Source organism: Burkholderia ubonensis, from assembly GCF_001718695.1.
GTDB lineage: Bacteria > Pseudomonadota > Gammaproteobacteria > Burkholderiales > Burkholderiaceae > Burkholderia > Burkholderia ubonensis_B.
In genome coordinates this window covers 2986750-3005741 of the sequence record NZ_CP013420.1, presented here as the reverse complement: position 1 = coordinate 3005741, position 18992 = coordinate 2986750, and the positions used below count along the sequence as shown (strand labels likewise).

Sequence of the window (18992 nt, the reverse complement as noted above, 5' to 3'; positions counted from 1 at the left end):
GCCGGCCGTCACGGCAGGTTGCGCGCGTCAGCCGCCGGCCAGACGCCGCAAATCCGTTGCAACTTCGTCCATCACCGGCTCCCACTCCCCGAAAGCCGGCTGCCGGTACAGCGTCGCGCTCGGATACCACGGGCTGTCGCGCCGCTCGAGCAGCCACGGCCAGTGCGGATTCACGTCGAGCAGCACCCACGTCGGCGCGCCGAGCGCACCGGCCAAGTGCGCGACCGACGTGCACACGGTAATGACGAGATCCAGCGCGCCGATGAACGCGGCCGTGTCGTCGAAGCTCTTCAGCTCGGCAGTGTGATCGGCGATCGGCAGACCGGCCGCGCGCGCCGCGGCGACGTCGGCCTCCGCGCCCGGCTGCAGCGAATAGAACGCGACGCCGTCGATCCCGCGGAATGCGTCCACGTAACGCTCGATCCCGACCCGCCGGAACGGATTGCGCTGGTGCCCCGCGCTGCCCGTCCACACGAGCCCGACCTTCGGCCGTGTTTCACCCGCGAGGCGCGCGCGCCACGCATCGCGCGCGCGCGGATCGGCCCGCAGGTACGGCACCGACGACGCCAGCGTCGCGTCGCCCGTGCCGAGCATCAGCGGCAGGCTGATCAGCGGCACTTCGTAGTCGAACGGCGGCAGCGCGTCGACGCCGCCGCCCGCGCCGAACGCGTCCGCATGCGCGCCGAGGCTGCGCTGCATCAGCGCGCCCATCTGCGGAAACGTGTTCCATGCGAGCCGCCCGCCTTCGCGATGCACGCGCTCGGCCAGCGGCGCGATGAAACGGCAGAACTGCAGCACGTCGCCCATCCCCTGCTCGCCCCACACGAGCAGCGTCTTGCCGGCGAGCGGCTCGCCCTGCCAGCGCGGGCCGGGCAGCGCCGGCAGGCGGCCGCGCAATTCGCCGGAGCCGTCCCAGCGCGCCTCGTGCTCGCGCCAGCCCGCCGCGTAATCGCCGCGCACGAGATGGACGATCGCGAGGTTGAAGCGGTGCGACGCGTCGCCCGGCGCGAGCTCGCACGCGCGCGCGGCATGGCGCTCGGCGTCGTCCCAGCGCTGCGCCTCCTTCATCGCCATCGCGACGTTGTTCATCGCGAGCGCGTTGTCCGGCGCGAGCACGACGAGCCGTTCCGCGCACGCGAGCGCCCCCGTCAGGTCCTGCGCGGCGAGACGCACGGTGACGAGGTTGATCCAGGCCTGCACGTCGTGCGGATCGAAAGTCACCGCCTCCTCGAGCAGCGCCGCTTCCTCCGCGCGGTCGCCGCCCGACAGCCGCAGCGCGATCGCGAGGTTGTTGCGCAGCGACGGCAGGTCGGGCTCGGTCGCGAGCGCCGCGCGGTAAGGCGCGATCGCCTCGGCATGGCGGTCGGCCATCTGCAGCGCGTAGCCGAGATTGAAGCGGGCGGCCGCATTCGGATGCAGACGCGCGCCCAGGTCGGCCAGCGCGATCGCGTCCGCCGTGCGCTGCCGCGCGACGAGCGCCGCGGTGAGGCCCGCGAGCGAAGCCGGGTCGGCCCCGTGCAGGTGGGCGGCGGCGGCGAGCCAGAGATCGTGCGCGGCGCGGTCGCCGCGCGCCTGCGCGTCGGCGGCTCGCCCGAGCAGCGCGGTGAACGGCGGCAGCAGCGGAACGAGGAAATCGGTCGAGTCGTCCATGCGATCGGATACGGGGAGCTGCGCGGCCGCCCATCGGCCGCGCGACGCGGAATACGCGCATCTTAACGTCCGCGCGCGGCGCCGGGACGCAAGCCGGCACACCCGCGCGATCGGCGCCGCGCACCGGCCGGCACGACGCGCGCCGGGCCGCCGGCCGGGCCTCGGCGCCCCCCTTCGTCGCCGTTCCGGCCGCACCGCCCCGCCGATCCGGTAAAATTGCGCGTTTCAGCACACTAACAAGCCGCGCCGCCGCGCGAGCCGCCCTCCGGGTTCCCACCACCCGGCACGCAGCCCGCAACGGAGCGCCAGCGCCACGAAGGCTCTTCATGCTTACGTTTCAGCAAATCATCCTGACCCTGCAGTCCTACTGGGACAAGCAGGGTTGCGCTCTGCTCCAGCCCATCGACATGGAAGTCGGCGCGGGCACGTCGCATGTCCACACGTTCCTGCGCGCGGTCGGCCCCGAGCCGTGGCGCGCCGCGTACGTGCAGCCGTCGCGCCGCCCGAAGGACGGCCGCTACGGCGAGAACCCGAACCGCCTGCAGCACTACTACCAGTACCAGGTCGTGCTCAAGCCGGCGCCGGAAAACATCCTCGACCTCTACCTTGGCTCGCTGGAAGCGCTCGGCTTCGACCTGAAGCAGAACGACGTGCGCTTCGTCGAGGACGACTGGGAGAACCCGACGCTCGGCGCATGGGGCCTCGGCTGGGAAGTCTGGCTGAACGGGATGGAAGTGACGCAGTTCACGTACTTCCAGCAGGTCGGCGGCCTCGACTGCAAGCCGGTGCTCGGCGAGATCACCTACGGTCTCGAGCGTCTCGCGATGTACCTGCAGAAGGTCGAGAACGTGTACGACCTGATCTGGACGGAATGGGAAGAGCAAGGCCCGGACGGCCCCGAGCTGCGCCGCCTGACCTACGGCGACGTCTATCACCAGAACGAGGTCGAGCAGTCGACGTACAACTTCGAGCATGCGAACGTCGACCTGCTGTTCACGTTCTTCAACAGTTACGAAGCGGAAGCGAAGCGGATGATCGACGCGCAGCTCGCGCTGCCCGCGTACGAGCTCGTGCTGAAGGCCGGCCACACGTTCAACCTGCTCGACGCGCGCGGCGCGATCTCGGTGACCGAGCGCGCGGCGTACATCGGCCGCATCCGCGCGCTGTCGCGCCTCGTCGCGCAGGCTTACTACGAGTCGCGCGAGAAGCTCGGCTTCCCGATGCTCGGCAACCCGCCGGGCGTGCCGGGCCTCACCACCGACGCCCAGGAAGCCGCACAGCCGGCCTGGGTGCCGCCGCTGAAGGTCGAACGCAAGATCGATCAGGACTGACGAGACGAGATTTCTTCACATCATGACGCACAATCATCCCGCCCCCCTGCTCGTCGAACTGCTGACCGAAGAGCTGCCGCCGAAGGCCCTCGCGCGCCTCGGCGACGCGTTCGCCGAAGGCCTCGCGCAACGCCTCGCGTCGCGCGACCTGATCGAAGGCGAGCTCGTCTTCGAACGCTACGCGACGCCGCGCCGCCTCGCGGTCGTCGTGCAGAACGTGCGCGCCGTCGCGCCCGAGAAGCAGGTCCGTGAAAAGGTGCTGCCGGTGTCGGTCGCGCTCGACGCCGCAGGCTTGCCCACCGCGCCGCTCGCGAAGAAGCTCGCGGCGCTCGGCCACCCGAACCTGTCGATCGCCGATCTCGAGCGCGCGCAGGACGGCAAGGCCGAAGCGTTCTTCGTCAACTACGCGGCCGCCGGCGCGACGCTCGCCGACGGCCTGCAGGCCGCGCTCGACGAGACGCTCGCGAAGCTGCCGATCCCGAAGGTCATGACCTACCAGCGCCCGGACGGCACCGACGTGCAGTTCGTGCGCCCCGTGCATCGCCTGACCGTGCTGCACGACGACCGCGTCGTGCCCGTCACCGCGTTCGGCATCGATGCCGGCGACACGACGCTCGGCCACCGCTTCCTGTCCGACGGCCTCGTCGCGATCACGCATGCGCGCGCGTATGCGGACACGCTGCGCGCCAAGGGCCGCGTGATCGCGCACTTCGGCGACCGCAAGGAAACGATCCGCACGCAGCTCAACGAGCACGCGAACGGCGACACGGTCGTGATGCCCGAGGCGCTGCTCGACGAAGTGACGTCGCTCGTCGAATGGCCGGTCGTCTATCCGTGCCGCTTCGAGGACGAATTCCTGCAGGTGCCGCAGGAATGCCTGATCCTCACGATGCAGACCAACCAGAAGTATTTCGCGCTGACCGACGTCGCCGGCAAGCTGCGCTCGCGCTTCCTGATCGTGTCGAACATCGAGACGAAGACGCCGGGCGAGATCATCGAAGGCAACGAGCGCGTCGTGCGCCCGCGCCTCGCGGACGCGAAGTTCTTCTTCGAGCAGGACAAGAAGAAGACGCTCGCCGACCGCGTGCCGCTGCTCGCGAACGTCGTCTATCACAACAAGCTCGGCACGACGCTCGCGCGCGTCGAGCGCCTCGAGGCGCTGGCCGGCGAAATCGCGCCGGCGATCGGCGCCGACGCCGCGCATGCGAAGCGCGCCGCGCGCCTCGCGAAGGCCGACCTGCTGACCGACATGGTCGGCGAATTCCCCGAGCTGCAGGGCACGATGGGCACGTACTACGCCCGCCACGACGGCGAGCCGGACGACGTCGCTGTCGCGTGCACCGAGCACTACCAGCCGCGCTTCTCCGGCGACGCGCTGCCGTCGACGCCCGTGTCGACCGCGGTCGCGCTCGCCGACAAGCTCGAGACGATCGTCGGCATCTGGGGCATCGGCCTCGCGCCGACCGGCGAGAAGGACCCGTTCGCGCTGCGCCGCCACGCGCTCGGCGTGCTGCGCGTGCTGCTCGAGAAGCAGCTGCCGCTCGATCTCGTGTCGCTGCTGCGCCTCGCGCATGCGCGCTTCGCGACCGTGCCGGACGTCGCCGAATCGACCGATGCGATCCTCGCGTTCTTCATGGACCGCCTGCGCGGCCTGCTGCGCGAGCGCGGCTACACGGCCGGCGAAGTCGACGCGGTGCTGAGCCTGAACCCGACCCGCCTCGACGACATCGTCGCGCGCCTCGACGCGGTGCGCGAATTCACGCGCCTCGCGGAAGCCGAAGCGCTGGCCGCCGCGAACAAGCGGATCTCGAACATCCTGAAGAAGTCGGAAAGCGGCGCGAACGGCGCGGTGCAGCCGACGCTGTTCGTCGAAGCGGCCGAGAAGGCGCTGCACGAGCAGCTCGCGGCCGTGACGCCGCGCGTGCAGTCGCAGCTCGAGGCGCGCGCGTACACGGGCGCGCTGTCGGCGCTCGCCGCGCTGCGCGCGCCGGTCGACGCGTTCTTCGACGGCGTGATGGTCAACGCCGACGATCCCGCGCTGCGTGCGAACCGCCTCGCGCTGCTGTCCGCGCTGCACCAGCAGATGAACTGCGTCGCAGACATCTCGAAGCTTGCCGCATAAGGGCTGCACGATGCCGACCAGTCCCACCAGGAAGCTCGTCGTCCTCGACCGGGACGGCGTGATCAACGTCGATTCGGACGCGTTCGTCAAGACGCCCGACGAATGGATCCCGCTGCCCGGCAGCCTCGAGGCGATCGCGCGGCTCAACCACGCGGGGTATCGCGTGGTCGTCGCGACCAACCAGTCCGGCATCGGCCGCGGCCTGTTCGACATGGCGACGCTCAACGCGATGCATCTGAAGATGCATCGCGCGGCGGCGGCGGTCGGCGCGCGCATCGACGCGGTGTTCTTCTGCCCGCACACGGCGGAAGACCACTGCGACTGCCGCAAGCCGAAGCCCGGCATGATGCAGATGATCGCCGACCGCTTCGAGATCGATCCGGACCATACGCCGGTCGTCGGCGATTCGCTGCGCGACCTGCAGGCCGGCGTCGCGCTCGGCTTCCAGCCGCATCTCGTGCTGACCGGCAAGGGCAAGAAGACGCTTGCCGCGGGCAACCTGCCGCCCGGCACGAAGGTCCACGACGACCTGCGCGCATTCGCGCTCGATTTCCTTTCAGACGAACACGAGTGATGCGGCCGCCGCGCGCATCCTCCCTTACGCCAGACACACGCCGATGCGCTTTGTCCGCTCCCTGCTGCTGCTGATCTACTTCATCCTGTACACGGTGCCGTACGCGACCGCGTGCTTCATCGCGTTCCCGTTCCTGCGCCCCGACGCGCGCTACTGGATGGCGGCCGGCTGGTGCAAGTCCACGCTGTGGGTCGTGCGCTGGCTGAACGGCATCCGCTACCGCATCGAGGGGGCGGAGAACCTGCCGGACGGCCCGGCGGTGCTGCTGTCGAAGCACCAGTCCGCGTGGGAAACGCTCGCGTTTCCGGCGCTGATGCCGAAGCCGCTCTGCTACGTGTTCAAGCGCGAGCTGCTGTACGTGCCGTTCTTCGGCTGGGCGCTCGGCATGCTGCACATGGTTCACATCAACCGCAAGGAAGGCAAGAACGCGTTCGACTCGGTGATCCGCCAGGGCCGGAAGCGGCTCGCGGAGGGCGCGTGGGTGATCATGTTCCCGGAAGGGACCCGCACGCCGGTCGGCAAGCAGGGCAAGTACAAGACGGGCGGCCCGCGTTTCGCGATCGAGACCGGCGCGCCGGTCGTGCCGATCGCGCACAACGCCGGCCGCGTGTGGCCGCGCAATTCCTTCACGAAATACCCGGGCACCGTCACGGTGTCGATCGGCAAGCCGATCGACGTGACCGGTCTCACGCCCGACGTATTGAACTCGCGCGTCGAAGCGTGGATCGAAGCGGAAATGCGCCGCATCGACCCGGACGCCTACCGCGCGCCGGGCAGCGCCGAAAAGCGCGATGCCGCGCAAGTCTGATTCACCCGGGCCGGATCCGTTGTTGCGTACTACAAGACGAAGCGAATTGATGAAGAAGCGTCCGCGGCCACGACCCGCCGTCGTGGCTCTCGATCATCGCCAGCTGGATCTGCCGCTCTTCGACGGGCCGGCCGCCGCGCCGGCCGCGCCCGCTGCGCAGCAGACGCCGCCCGAAGCGGCGCCCGCGGCGGCGCCCGATCCCGGTCCCGCACCCGACCGTTCGCGCGTGCGCACGTTCGCGCTCGACAGCCGCACGCTCGAATACCGGCTGAAGCGCTCCGCGCGCCGCACGATCGGCTTCACGATCGACGGCAGCGGGCTGACGATCACCGCGCCGCGCTGGGTCACGCTCGCGGACATCGAGGCGGCGATCGCCGAAAAGCAGCGCTGGATCTTCGCGAAGCTCGCGGAATGGAAGACGCGCACCGAACAGCGCGCGCTGCCGCAGATCGACTGGCGCGACGGCGCGCAGCTCCCGTATCTGGGCAAATCGGTGACGGTCGCGCTCGCGTCCGATGCCGGCGCGGTCGCGTTCGACGGCGATGCGCTGCGGTTGCCGCTGCCCGCGCACGCCGACGCGCAGCAGATCAAGGACCGCGTGCAGGGCTGGCTGCAGGGCGAGGCGAAGCGGATCTTCGGCGAACGGCTCGCGTTCTACGCGGACAAGCTCGGCGTCACGTATTCGATGTACGCGCTGTCGTCGGCCGCGACGCGCTGGGGTAGCTGCTCGAGCGACGGCAAGATTCGCCTGAACTGGCGGCTGATCCACTTTCCGATGTCGATCATCGACTACGTCGTCGCGCACGAGCTGTCGCATCTGCGCGAGATGAACCACAGCCCGCGCTTCTGGCAGACCGTCGAGTCGATCTTCCCGGAATTCCGCGAAGCGCGGCACACGCTCAAGCATCATCCGCCGGAGCTGCTGCCGTCGCTGTAAAAAACGAACGGGCGGTGCAGAAATCCCCGCACCGCCCGTTTTGCATCGCGACGCGCATGGCGCGCCGCGAGCCGCTCATCCGGCGCTCAGTGCGCCTTCTTCTGGATGAACTCGATCTTGTAGCCGTCCGGATCCTCGACGAACGCGATCACGGTCGTGCCGTGCTTCATCGGGCCCGCTTCGCGCGTGACCTTGCCGCCTTGCGCCTTGATCTGCTCGCAGGCCTTGTACGCATCGTCGACTTCCAGCGCCAAATGGCCGAAACCCGTGCCGAGGTCGTAGGACGGGGTATCCCAGTTGTGGGTCAGTTCGATCACCGTGCCCGTGCTTTCATCTTCGTAGCCGACGAACGCGAGCGTGAACTTGCCTTCCGGATAATCCTGGCGGCGCAGCAGCTTCATGCCGAGCAATTCGGTATAGAACTTGATCGAGCGGTCGAGATCGCCGACTCGCAGCATCGTGTGCAGTAAACGCATCTGTGTACTCCTGTGGGGACTTTCCGGAACCGGAAATTCTACCGGAGACGGGTGAATCCCGCCGGGGGTGGAGGCGCGGGGTTGGGGGTGGTTTGCGGGCGGTGCTGTCACGGTTCCGGGGCGATCGGGCGGGATTTTGGGCGGCGTTCGGACGTGCTTGAGACCATCACCCGACCGCCTGCGCCCACGCGCGGACCGGCACCGCTCCGCCGGAGGCTCGCCGGCAAGTCCATCGATCGGGTAACATCGTCGCACGTCGCACCAAACGTGGGCATCCGCCCGCCGCCGGCCCGCGCCGCCTCTTCCCATTCAGCCACATTGCCCGCCGTGCGAAATCGCCAACTCGTTCGCCAACAACGCGCCGTCTGCCCGTCTCGTTCGCTGCCCGTCCTGCGTCACGCCGGCGAGGTCCGCCGATGAGCGCGCTCGCCGCATCGCCGACGCGCGGCGCGCTGGACGCACGCGCAGTCGGGCTGATGCTGCTGCTGTGCGCGATCTGGGGTTTCCAGCAGGTCGCGATCAAGAGCACCAACGCCGCGATCCCGCCGATGCTCCAGGCCGGCCTGCGCTCGCTGATCGCCGCGCTGCTGCTGTGGGGCTGGGCGCGCACACGCGGCACGCCGCTGTTCCGCGCGGACCGCACGTTCGGCCCCGGACTCGCGGCCGGCGCACTGTTCGCCGGCGAATTCATCTGCGTGTTCTTCGGCCTGACGCTGACGAGCGCGTCGCACATGGCGATCTTCCTGTACACGGCGCCGTGCTTCACCGCGCTCGGCCTGCACCTGTTCACGCCGGGCGAGCGCCTGCAGCGCACCCAGTGGCTCGGCGTCGGCCTGGCGTTCGCCGGCATCGCGCTCGCGTTCGCCGACGGCTTCCTGAAGCCGCTCGCACCCGGCGCGTCGGTGCTCGCGGAGCTTGCCGGCGACGCGCTCGGGATTCTCGGCGGCGCGATGTGGGCGGCGACGACGGTCGTCGTGCGCTCGACGTCGCTCGCGCATATGCGAGCGCGAGCAAGACGCTGTTCTACCAGCTCACGGTGTCGGCCGCGATGCTGCTCGCGCTCGCTGCGCTGCTCGGCCAGGCATCGTTCGCGCACGTGACGCCCGTCGCGGTCGCGAGCCTCGCGTACCAGTCGGTGATCGTCGCGTTCGTCAGCTATCTGTCGTGGTTCTGGCTGCTGACGCGCTACATCGCGTCGCGGCTGTCGGTGTTCACGTTCCTGTCGCCGCTGTTCGGCGTTGCGTTCGGGGTGCTGTTGCTCGGCGAATCGGTCGGCTGGCGCTTCATGTCGGCCGCCGCACTGGTGCTGGCCGGCATCGGGCTCGTCAACGCGCCCGCGCGCAATTGAAAAAGGCTGCCCTCGGGGCAGCCTCGAAGATCGGCGTGCGTTTCCGGCGTCAGCGCCGCGTGCGTCACCCGGCCTTGCGCGCCGCCGCAAGCGCCTGCGCGACGCCGACATACTCGGCCACGCTCACATCTTCCGCGCGGCGCGCGAGATCGAAGCCGAGCGCGTCGAAATCGACCGTCTCGCGATAGTCGCCGAGCGTGTTGCGCAGCATCTTGCGGCGCTGCGAGAACGCCGCCGTCACGACCTCGCCGAGCAGCACCGGATCGACGTCCGGCAACTCGTGCGGCTCGTACGGAATCATCCGCACGATCGCCGAATCGACCTTCGGCGGCGGCTGGAACGACTCCGGCGGCACGTCCATCATCTTGTCCATCACGTAGCGGTACTGCAGCATCACGGACAGGCGCGAGAACGCCTTCGTGCCCGGCTCGGCGACCATCCGCTCGACGACCTCGTTCTGCAGCATGAAATGCTGGTCGACGACCACGTCGGCGAACGTCATCAGGTGGAACAGCAGCGGGCTGGAAATGTTGTACGGCAGGTTGCCGACGATGCGCAGCGACGGCTTGTCGCCCGCCGCCGCGAGCGAACGGAAGTCGAACGCGAGCGCGTCGCCCGCGTGCAGTTCGAGCAGCGGGCCGAAGCGCTGCTGCAGCCGGGCGATCAGGTCGCGGTCGAGCTCGACCGCATGCAGCGGCGACTCGGGCGTCGCGAGGCGCGCGATCAGCGGCTCGGTCAGTGCGCCGAGGCCCGGGCCGATCTCGACCATCCGCTGGCCGCGCGCCGGACCGATCGTCGCGACGATCGAGTCGATCACGCCGTGATCGACGAGGAAGTTCTGCCCGAAGCGCTTGCGCGCGAAATGGCCCTGGTGCTGTCTGCTGTTCGACATCGACTATAAAAAACGAAAAAACGCGAGGAATGGAGTCAGGCTGCGTCAGGCCGGGCTGCGCGGCGGTGACGCGCCATCGTGACGGCGGTATCGAGCGCGGCGATCATGCTGCCCGGATCGGCGCGGCCGGTGCCGGCGAGGTCGAGCGCGGTGCCGTGATCGACCGACGTGCGGACGATCGGCAGGCCGAGCGTGACGTTGATCCCCTCGCCGAACGTCGCGTACTTGAGCACCGGCAGGCCCTGGTCGTGAAACATCGCGAGCACGCAGTCCGCATCGGCGAGGTAGCGCGGCTGGAACAGCGTGTCGGCCGGATACGGGCCGTGCGCGTCGATGCCCTGCGCCTTCACGCGCGCGAGCGCGGGCTCGATCACGTCGATCTCCTCGCGGCCGAGATAGCCGTTCTCGCCCGCGTGCGGGTTGAGCCCCGTGACGAGGATGCGCGGCGCGGCGAGACCGAAGTCGCGCCGCAGGTCGTGGTCGACGATCGTCAGCGTCTCGACCAGCCCGTCGATCGTCAGCGCGGCGGACACGTCCTTCAGCGGCAGGTGCGTCGTCGCGAGCGCGACGCGCAGCGGCCTGTCGCCCGTGCCCGCCAGCATCATCACGACGCGCGGCGTGCCGGTGCGCTCCGCCAGGTATTCGGTGTGGCCGGTGAACGGGACGCCGGCATCGTTGATCGTGCTCTTCTGCAGCGGCGCGGTGACGATCGCGTCGTATTCGCGCGCGAGCGCGCCGTCGATCGCCGCGTCGAGCAGCGCGAGCACGTAGCGGCCGTTGGCCGCATCCAGCTCGCCCGCGCGCGCGGGCGCGGCGAGCGGGCGGTGCGCGACGGCAACCTGCCCCGCCGCGACGAGCGCCGCCCAGTCCACGCCGACCGCCGCGGCGCGCGCGGCGACCAGCGCCGCGTCGCCGAGCACCGTGAAGCGCGCGTCGGGCCAGCGCTCGCCGGCGTCGCGCAGCGCCTGCGCGGTCAGCTCCGGACCAACGCCCGCGGGCTCGCCGGTCGTGATCGCGATATGCAGCGCGGGCGTCGTCATCGGCGGCTCGCTCAGTTCGCCGCGCCGAAGTCGCCGAGCTTGACCTGCACGTACGACGAATCGCGCAGCTCGCGCAGCCAGTCGGCATACGCCTGTTCGGCCTTGCGCTGGCCGATCGCCTGGCGCGCGATGTCCATCTGCTGCTGCACCGAGCCTTCCGATTCGCGGCGTTCGAGCACCTGGATCAGGTGGTAGCCGTACTCGGTGCGCACCGGGATGCTGACCTGGCCGTCCTGCAGGTTGTTCATCGCGCGCTCGAACTCGGGCACCGTCTCGCCCGGGCTGATCCAGCCCAGGTCGCCACCCTGCGACGCCGAGCCGTCCTGCGAATAGGTGCGCGCGAACTTCGCGAAATCGCCGCCGGCCTCGACCTGCTTGCGGATGTCGATCAGTTGCTGGCGCGCCTGGCCTTCGGACTTGCCTTCGCCGACGCGCAGCAGGATATGGCGCACGTGCGTCTGCACGATCTTCGGCGCGGCGGCCGACGCGCCCTGGCTCTGGCGGCGGTCGACGAGACGCACGATCTCGAAGCCGTCCGGCACGCGGATCAGCGTCGGATTGACCTGGCCCGGGCGCAGCTGCGACGCGGCCGCGACGACGTCGGCCGGCAGCGAGCCGGGCGACTTGAAGCCGAGGTCGCCGCCCTTCTTCGCGTCATCCGCTTCCGAATTGTTCTTCGCGAGGCGCTCGAAATCCGCGCCCGACTGCGCCTGCTTCAGCAGCGCGTCGGCCTTCTTCTGCGCGGCCTCGATGTCGGCCTGCGGCGCGCTGGTCGGCGCCTTCACGAAGATGTGCTGGAAGCGCAGGTCCTGCTGCTGCGACACGCTCGGCCCGCGCTGGCTCGCGATGTAGCTCGCGACCTCGGCGTCCGACACGGTGATCTTGCTGTCGACCTCGCGCTCGCGCAGCTTCGACAGCATCAGCTCGGTGCGCGCGTCGCCCGTGAAGACGCTCCACGGCACGCCCTGCGCCTCGATCCGCGCACGATACTGGTCGAGCGTCATGCCGTTCGCCTGCGCGAGCCGCTGCAGCGTCGACTGCACGGCTGCGTCGTCGATCCGGATCCCGTCGTCCTTGGCCTTCTGCACCTGGATGCGTTCGAGCACCATCTGGTTCAGCACCTGCGCGCGCATCTGGTCGAGCGGCGGCACCGGCGCGTTCTGCTGCTTCAGGCGGCGCGAGATCAGGCCGACGCGCTGGTCGAGCTCGCGGCCCGTGATCACGTCGTTGTTGACGACCGCGACGACTTCGTCGGTGAGCTGTGCGCCATGCGAGCCGAGCGCCTGCGCCGCAGCCGGCGCAGCGACGAGCAGCGCGGCGGACGCGGCGAGGCTGGAGACGACTGCCGCGAAGCGAAGGGTTTTCTTCATTGCCACTGATACTCCATTGAAATCGTGCTGGTCCGGCGCCGGCGCCTTCGGCCGCCCCGGCGTTAGTCGTAGTTGCTGAAGCGGGACAGCGGCGGCGGCGCGGGCGGCAGCGGCGTATAGCCCTGCACCCCGGCGCGGAACGCGCTCACGAGGCCGTTGTCGATGGTCGACAGCCCCTTGAGCGTGAGCTGCGCCATGATCCGCGACGACGTATTCCGCTGCTGCAACGACGAATCCACGCCGTTCGCGTACCGCTGGATACCGACCCCGAGCGCCCAGCAATCCGCGTCGTATTGTAAGCCGACCACGCTGTCGATCATCCGGTTGCTGGCGAAGTCGTAGTTGAAGCGGCCGACCGCGTACAGGCGGCGGGTCAGCGGCCACTGCCCGGACACCAGGAACTGGTTGATCGGCCGGCCGTCCAGCGTCGCGGTCGCCCGCGTGTAGCGGTAGCCGACGCTGATCACCTTGCGCACCTCGGGGCTGTACGCGAAACCGATGCTCGACTTCGTGAGCTGGTTGTTGTTCTGGTTGTACTGGAACGCCGTTTCCGACGCGAAGCCGGCGCCCAGCTTGATCGCGGCGCCCGCGATCAGGTCCGAGTGCCGCGCCTGCACGGCCGCCTGCGTCGGGGTGAGCGTCACGCGCTGGTCGGCGAAATAGTACTGCTGCGCGACCACGAAGCGCGCGCGCTCGTCGCCGGTGCGCGGATCGATGAAGCGCGACGTCAGCCCGGCCGTCAGGCGGTTCGCGTCGGCAACCCGGTCGTTGCCGACGAACGTGTTCGGCTGGTAGATCTCGGCAAGGCCGAAGTCCGATTCCGCGGTGTCGAACAGCGGCGCGCTCGACTGGTTGCGGTACGGCGTGTACACGTAGTACAGGCGCGGCTCGAGCGTCTGAATGAAATCCTGGCCGAACAGGCGCACCGAGCGGTCGAAGATCAGGCCCGTGTCGAAGCTCACGGTCGGGATCGATTCGGTGAAGCGCTTCGGATTGTTCGGCGTGCTCGTCGACAGGTGGCCCAGGTCGTACGACGCGAAGTGGTACTGGACCTTCGGCACCGCGAAATAGCCGGGGCCGTAGACCCCGTACGCGATGTACGGGTTGAAGACGATCCGGTCGCCCTGCGTCGCGTCGGCCGTCGTGATGCGAAAGCGCGAATAGTCGGCTTCCGCGCCGAAGTCGAAGCCGCCGACGTTGTACTTCGCGTACTTCACGTTCAACTGCGGCTCGCGGCTGTACGGCGCGATCGACGGCGGCAGCGTCTGCCAGTGCTGGTAGCGGGCGAGCACCGACCACGGGCCGTTGTTGTACGTGAGGCCGGCCTCCTGCTGGTACAGCGTCTGCGTACCGTTGACGAACTGGCTCGACGACACCGCCCCGAGGTTTTCGGGATACTGGTTGTCCGAGACCTTGTTGTAGTACACGTAGCCGCCGAAGCCGCTGCCGAAGTTCTGCTGGTGCTGCCAGTAGATCGCGTAGCGGTTGCGGTGCGCGAGCCGGTCGTCCGGCAGGAACTCGCCGGTGAACACGCCCGAATAGCTCGTCGACAGGTAGCGGAACGTCGCCTGCGTCTGCACCCCGCGCTTCGCGAGAATCCGCGGCGTGAGCGTCAGGTCGCGGTTCGGCGCGATGTTGAAGTAGTACGGCAGCGCCAGCTCGAAGCCGTTGTCCGAGCTCGGCACGAACGTCGGCGGCAGCAGGCCGCTGCGCCGCTCCCCCGACAGCGGGAACGTCATCCACGGGCTCGCGAAGATCGGCACCCCCTGGAAGAACAGCACGCTGTTGCGGGCCGTGCCCTCGTCGGCGCCGGTGTCGAAGTCGAACCGGCTGCCCTTGAGGTACCACGCGGGATGCGCCGCGCACTGGCACGCGGTGTAGGTGCCGTTGACGAACACCGAGCGCTCGGCGTCGAGCATGTCGACGCGCTCCGCGCTGCCCGACCCGCCCGTCGCGTTGAAGTGGTACTTCGGCGCCGTCATGAAGCCCTGGTTCGACTCGACCTTCAGGTGCGCCTCGGGGCCGGCGAACGACGTGCCGCCGTTGACCACCTTGACCTGGCCGTACGCATCGGCCATGTCGGTATCCTGATCGTAGTGGAGCGCGTCGGCCTTCACGGCCGCATTGCCGCGGCGCAGCTCGGCCGAGCCTTTCGCGGCGAGGTCCTGGTCGGCCGTGCCGCTCGTGTGGTCGGCGATCACGAAGGTCGCAGGCTTCGCCCCTTCCTTGAGCGGATGATCCTCGAGCTGGGGCGCGAGACGCAGATCCCACGGCGAATCGAGCGGCTGCGGCTGCGCGGCCGCGCCCGTCAGCTGCGCGTGCGACACCGCCGGCACGAGGCCCGGCACGGCCAGGAGCGCGAGCGCGAGCCGCCGTTTGCGCGGCGCCCCGTCACCGGGGGAAACAATCGGGAATAGCGGTTTGGGCGGCATCTATCGTTTGGCGAATCGCCCCTCGTCAACCCGTGCGGTCGCGCATCGCGGCCCGCGCAATCGAACCGTGACTGCGGCTGAGCGCAAACCAGGGGAGGCGATCGGGCGAACGGCGCGACAGGCGGCGGGCCTGCACGGCGGATGCTGACGCGGGGCGCGTCAAAAAAGTCGTGGGGTATTATATGGCAAGACGTTCCCCCCTCCTCCGAGTTTCATGACGCCCCCATCCGACGATTCCCGCCTCGAAGCGCTCACCGCCTGGCTGCACCCGCTCGCCGCGCGCCACGCCCTCGACCTCGACACCCTCGCGCCCGCGTCCACGGACGCGGGCTTTCGCCGCTACTTCCGCGTCGCGTCGCCCGCGAGCCCCGGCGGCTCGCTGATCGCCGTCGACGCGCCGCCGCCCGAGAAGTGCCGCGAGTTCGTCCAGGTCGCGCAGATGCTCGCCGCCGCGGGCGTCCACGCGCCGCAGGTGCTCGAGCACGATTTCGACGACGGCTTCATGCTCGTGACGGATCTCGGCCGGACGTCGTACCTGTCGGTGCTCGACCCGGCGGCGCCGCTCGCCGCGCGGCCGCTGATGCGCGCCGCGCTCGACGCGCTGATCCGCTTCCAGCTGAGCTCCGCGCCCGGCGTGCTGCCGGCGTTCGACGAGGCGTTCCTGCGCCGCGAAATGGAGCTGATGCCCGAGTGGTACGTCGGCCGGCACCTCGGCAAGACGGTCACCGACGCGATGCGCGGCACGCTCGAGCGCACCTTCGCGCTGCTGATCGCGAGCGCCCGCGCGCAGCCGCAGGGTTTCATGCTGCGCGATTTCATGCCGCGCAACCTGATGGTCTGCGAGCCGAATCCGGGCGTGCTCGACTTCCAGGACGCAGTCGTTGGGCCGCTGACCTACGACGTCGTGTCGCTGCTGCGCGACGCGTTCATCAGCTGGGACGAGGAGTTCGAGCTCGACTGCTTCGCGTATTACTGGGAGAAGGCGAAGAAGGCCGGCCTGCCGGTCGATCCGGACTTCGGCGAGTTCTACCGCCAGCTCGAATGGATCGGCCTGCAGCGGCACATCAAGATCCTCGGCCTGTTCGCGCGCCTCAACTATCGCGACGGCAAGCCGCAGTATCTCGCCGACCTGCCGCGCTTCCTCGCGTACGCGCGCAAGGTCGCGCTGCGCTACCGCCCGCTCGCGCCGTTCGCGAAGCTGCTCGACGAGCTCGAAGGCGCCACCCCCGACGTCGGCTATACGTTCTGAAGATGAGCCCATCCCTCACCACGGCGATGATCTTCGCCGCCGGGCGCGGCGAACGGATGCGCCCGCTCACCGACACCTGCCCGAAACCGCTGCTCGAGGCGGGCGGCAAGCCGCTGATCGTCTGGCAGATCGAGCGGCTCGCGCAGGCGGGCATCGAATCGATCGTGATCAACCACGCGTGGCTCGGCGCGCAGATCGAAGCCGCGCTCGGCGACGGTTCGCGCTGGGGCGTGCGGCTCGCGTACTCGGCCGAGGGCGACGCGCTCGAAACCGCGGGCGGCATCGCGCAGGCGCTGCCGCTGCTCGAACGTGACGACCGGCCGACGGTGTTCGTCGCGGTCAGCGGCGACGTGTTCTGCGAATTCGACTACCGCACGCTCGCCGCGCGCGCGGCGCGGATGGCCGCGCTCGACGCGCCCGCGATGCATCTGGTGATGGTGCCGAACCCGCCGTTCCATCCGGCGGGCGATTTCGCGCTCGACGCCGACGGCCGGCTGTCGCTCGACGGCGCCCGGCGTTTCACGTTCGGCAACATCGGCCTGTACGATACGCGGATGTTCGCCGACCTCGCGCCCGGCACGCGGCGCGCGCTGACGCCGTACTACCGCGCGGCGATCGAGGCCGGCCGCGCGAGCGGCGAGCTGTACGAAGGGATCTGGGAAAACGTCGGCACGCCCGCGCAGCTCGGCGAGCTCGACATGCGGCTGCGCGGCGCGCGCTGACCGCGAACGGGCCGGGCGGGGCCTTCGCGCCGCCCAAGCCGCCCGAGCCGCTCAAACCTCCTCGGCCTCCTCCCCGCCCGCCGCCGCGCGCTGCTGCTGCAGCGCCCACATCTGCGCATACAGCCCGTCCGCGCGTACCAGCTCGTCGTGCGTGCCGCGCTCGACGATCCGCCCGTGATCCATCACCAGGATCTGCCGCGCGTGCACGACCGTCGACAGCCGGTGCGCGATCACGAGCGTCGTGCGATGCCGCGCGATCTGCTCGAGCTCGTGCTGGATCGCGCGCTCCGAACGCGAGTCGAGCGCCGACGTCGCCTCGTCGAACAGCAGGACCGGCGGGTTCTTCAGCAGCGTGCGCGCGATCGCGACGCGCTGCTTCTCGCCGCCCGACAGCTTGAGCCCGCGCTCGCCGACCGGCGTGTCATAGCCCTTCGGCAAACTTTCGACGAAGTCGTGGATGTGCGCGGCGCGCGCGGCCGCGATCACCTCGTCGCGGGTCGCGGTCGGCCGGCCGTACGCGATGTTGTAGTAGATCGAATCGTTGAACAGCACGGTGTCCTGCGGCACGATGCCGATCGACGCGCGCAGCGAATCCTGCGTGACGTCGCGGATGTCCTGCCCGTCGATGCGGATCGCGCCGCCCGCCTGCCGGTCGAGATCGTAGAAGCGGAACAGCAGGCGCGACAGCGTCGACTTGCCCGAGCCGCTGTGGCCGACCACCGCGGTCGTCGTGCCGGCGTCGATCGTAAACGTCACGTCGTGCAGGATCGGCCGCGCCGGCTCGTACGCGAAGCTCACGTGCTCGAAGCGCACCTGCGCGCCGGCCACCGAGAGCGGCGCCGCATCGGGCGCGTCCGCGACCTCCTTCGCCGCCGCCAGCAGCCCGAACATCCGGTCCATGTCGGTGAGGCTCTGCTTCAGCTCGCGGTAGACGACGCCGAGGAAATTCAGCGGAATGTACAGCTGCAGCATGAACGTGTTGATCAGCACGAGATCGCCGAGCGTCAGCTTGCCGGCGAGCACGCCCTGCGTCGCGCGCCACAGGATGAACACGAGCCCGGTGCCGATGATCGCCTGCTGGCCGAAGTTGAGCAGCGACAGCGAGTTCTGCGAACGGATCGCGGCCTTGCGGTAGCGCTTCAGGTTCTCGTCGTAGCGCTGCGCCTCCCATTCCTCGTTGCCGAAATACTTGACCGTCTCGTAGTTGATCAGCGAATCGATCGCGCGCGAATTCGCGCGCGAGTCGAGCTCGTTCATCGTGCGGCGGAAATGCGTGCGCCAGTTGGTGACCTTCACGGTGAACACGATGTACGCGACCAGCGCGGCGAACGTGACGTACGCGTAGTAAGCGTCGTACTTGACGACGAGGAAGCCGAGCACGAGGCCGACCTCGACGAGCGTCGGCAGGATGCTGTACAGCGAGTACGAAATGAGCTGCTGGATGCCGCGCGTGCCGCGTTCGATGTCGCGCGACATGCCGCCCGTCTGGCGTTCGAGGTGAAACCGCAGCGACAGCCCGTGCAGATGCCGGAACACCTGCAGCGCGAGCCGCCGCACCGCGCTTTCGGTCACTTTCGAGAACAGGATCTCGCGCAGCTCGGTGAACAGCGACGTCGACAGCCGCACGAGCGCATACGCGACGACGAGCAGCCCGACGCCGCCCGCGAGCACGATCCCGGCCGACTGCTCGGCGCGGCCGAGCGCGGTCAGCTGCTGCACCGCGGCGAGATGGTCGACGATGCGCTTCATCACGACCGGCACGCCGAGGTTCGCGACCTTCGCGCCGATCAGGCAGCCGAGCGCGAGCGCGACGCGCCACTTGTAGGTCGTCAGGTACGGCAGCAGCGAACGGATGGTCTGCCAGTCGTTGCGGGGCCCGGTGTGAAGCGGCGCGGGCTCGCCGGAAGCGGGAAATCGGCGCATGGGGAGGATCGGCGGCGGCGTGAGGCGCATGGCTGCGGCGGCCCGCTCGCCCGCTTTCTCGTACAATTTGCGAACGTTGTATTGTCGCAGAAGCCGGTTCGCGCCGCTGTCGGCGGCC

At 69.4% G+C, this 18992-nt stretch carries 14 protein-coding genes and 1 pseudogene; 8 read left to right on the top strand and 7 right to left on the bottom strand.

Annotated features, from left to right (window positions below):
* Positions 1-27: 27 nt before the first annotated feature.
* Positions 28-1650 (bottom strand): hypothetical protein, encoded by a 1623-nt coding sequence (locus WJ35_RS13675; protein WP_060236794.1) that lies wholly within the window; start codon positions 1648-1650, stop codon positions 28-30.
* A 326-nt stretch (positions 1651-1976) separates the two neighbouring features.
* Between WJ35_RS13675 and glyQ the strand changes: the two genes are divergently transcribed.
* From glyQ to WJ35_RS13650, 5 genes are read left to right on the top strand one after another with little or no spacing between them, the layout of a single operon-like run.
* Positions 1977-2981: a glycine--tRNA ligase subunit alpha gene (gene glyQ / locus WJ35_RS13670; protein ID WP_010090741.1), complete on the top strand. Its 1005-nt coding sequence runs from the start codon at positions 1977-1979 to the stop codon at positions 2979-2981.
* 22 nt (positions 2982-3003) lie between these two features.
* The gene (glyS, locus tag WJ35_RS13665; RefSeq protein WP_060236797.1) at positions 3004-5103 is read left to right on the top strand and encodes a glycine--tRNA ligase subunit beta; all 2100 of its coding nucleotides are present in this window, start codon (positions 3004-3006) and stop codon (positions 5101-5103) included.
* 10 nt (positions 5104-5113) lie between these two features.
* Positions 5114-5677, top strand: coding sequence for a D-glycero-beta-D-manno-heptose 1,7-bisphosphate 7-phosphatase (gmhB, locus tag WJ35_RS13660; RefSeq protein ID WP_010090739.1), 564 nt, complete (start codon positions 5114-5116; stop codon positions 5675-5677).
* A 43-nt stretch (positions 5678-5720) separates the two neighbouring features.
* Positions 5721-6485, top strand: a complete 765-nt coding sequence (locus WJ35_RS13655; protein ID WP_010090738.1) for a lysophospholipid acyltransferase family protein — start codon at positions 5721-5723, stop codon at positions 6483-6485.
* 49 nt (positions 6486-6534) lie between these two features.
* The gene (locus tag WJ35_RS13650; RefSeq protein WP_060236800.1) at positions 6535-7422 is read left to right on the top strand and encodes a M48 family metallopeptidase; all 888 of its coding nucleotides are present in this window, start codon (positions 6535-6537) and stop codon (positions 7420-7422) included.
* An 86-nt stretch (positions 7423-7508) separates the two neighbouring features.
* Here WJ35_RS13650 and gloA read toward each other — a convergent pair whose 3' ends face one another.
* Positions 7509-7898, bottom strand: coding sequence for a lactoylglutathione lyase (gloA, locus tag WJ35_RS13645; RefSeq protein ID WP_060236801.1), 390 nt, complete (start codon positions 7896-7898; stop codon positions 7509-7511).
* 416 nt (positions 7899-8314) lie between these two features.
* On the opposite strand from gloA, the pseudogene WJ35_RS13640 reads away from it, so the two are divergent.
* Positions 8315-9246 (top strand): annotated as a pseudogene (locus tag WJ35_RS13640) (DMT family transporter).
* Between the two features lie 64 nt (positions 9247-9310).
* Here WJ35_RS13640 and rsmA read toward each other — a convergent pair.
* From rsmA to WJ35_RS13620, 4 genes are all read right to left on the bottom strand, one after another.
* The gene (gene rsmA, locus WJ35_RS13635; RefSeq protein WP_059491647.1) at positions 9311-10138 is read right to left on the bottom strand and encodes a 16S rRNA (adenine(1518)-N(6)/adenine(1519)-N(6))-dimethyltransferase RsmA; all 828 of its coding nucleotides are present in this window, start codon (positions 10136-10138) and stop codon (positions 9311-9313) included.
* 35 nt (positions 10139-10173) lie between these two features.
* The gene (gene pdxA, locus WJ35_RS13630; RefSeq protein ID WP_060236804.1) at positions 10174-11178 is read right to left on the bottom strand and encodes a 4-hydroxythreonine-4-phosphate dehydrogenase PdxA; all 1005 of its coding nucleotides are present in this window, start codon (positions 11176-11178) and stop codon (positions 10174-10176) included.
* 11 nt (positions 11179-11189) lie between these two features.
* A complete protein-coding gene (locus tag WJ35_RS13625) occupies positions 11190-12548 on the bottom strand; it encodes a peptidylprolyl isomerase (RefSeq protein WP_060236806.1) in 1359 nt (452 codons plus the stop codon).
* Between the two features lie 62 nt (positions 12549-12610).
* Entirely contained in the window at positions 12611-14980 is a 2370-nt protein-coding gene (locus WJ35_RS13620; RefSeq protein ID WP_069239308.1) for an LPS-assembly protein LptD, read from the bottom strand.
* A gap of 214 nt (positions 14981-15194) precedes the next feature.
* Here WJ35_RS13620 and WJ35_RS13615 point away from each other — a divergent pair, with 214 nt between their 5' ends.
* A complete protein-coding gene (locus WJ35_RS13615) occupies positions 15195-16229 on the top strand; it encodes an aminoglycoside phosphotransferase family protein (RefSeq protein ID WP_060236812.1) in 1035 nt (344 codons plus the stop codon).
* A gap of 2 nt (positions 16230-16231) precedes the next feature.
* Positions 16232-16951 (top strand): N-acetylmuramate alpha-1-phosphate uridylyltransferase MurU, encoded by a 720-nt coding sequence (gene murU, locus WJ35_RS13610; RefSeq protein ID WP_060236815.1) that lies wholly within the window; start codon positions 16232-16234, stop codon positions 16949-16951.
* 51 nt (positions 16952-17002) lie between these two features.
* On the opposite strand, the gene WJ35_RS13605 is transcribed toward murU, so the two are convergent.
* The gene (locus tag WJ35_RS13605) at positions 17003-18874 is read right to left on the bottom strand and encodes an ABCB family ABC transporter ATP-binding protein/permease (RefSeq protein WP_060236819.1); all 1872 of its coding nucleotides are present in this window, start codon (positions 18872-18874) and stop codon (positions 17003-17005) included.
* Between the last annotated feature and the right edge of the window lie 118 nt (positions 18875-18992).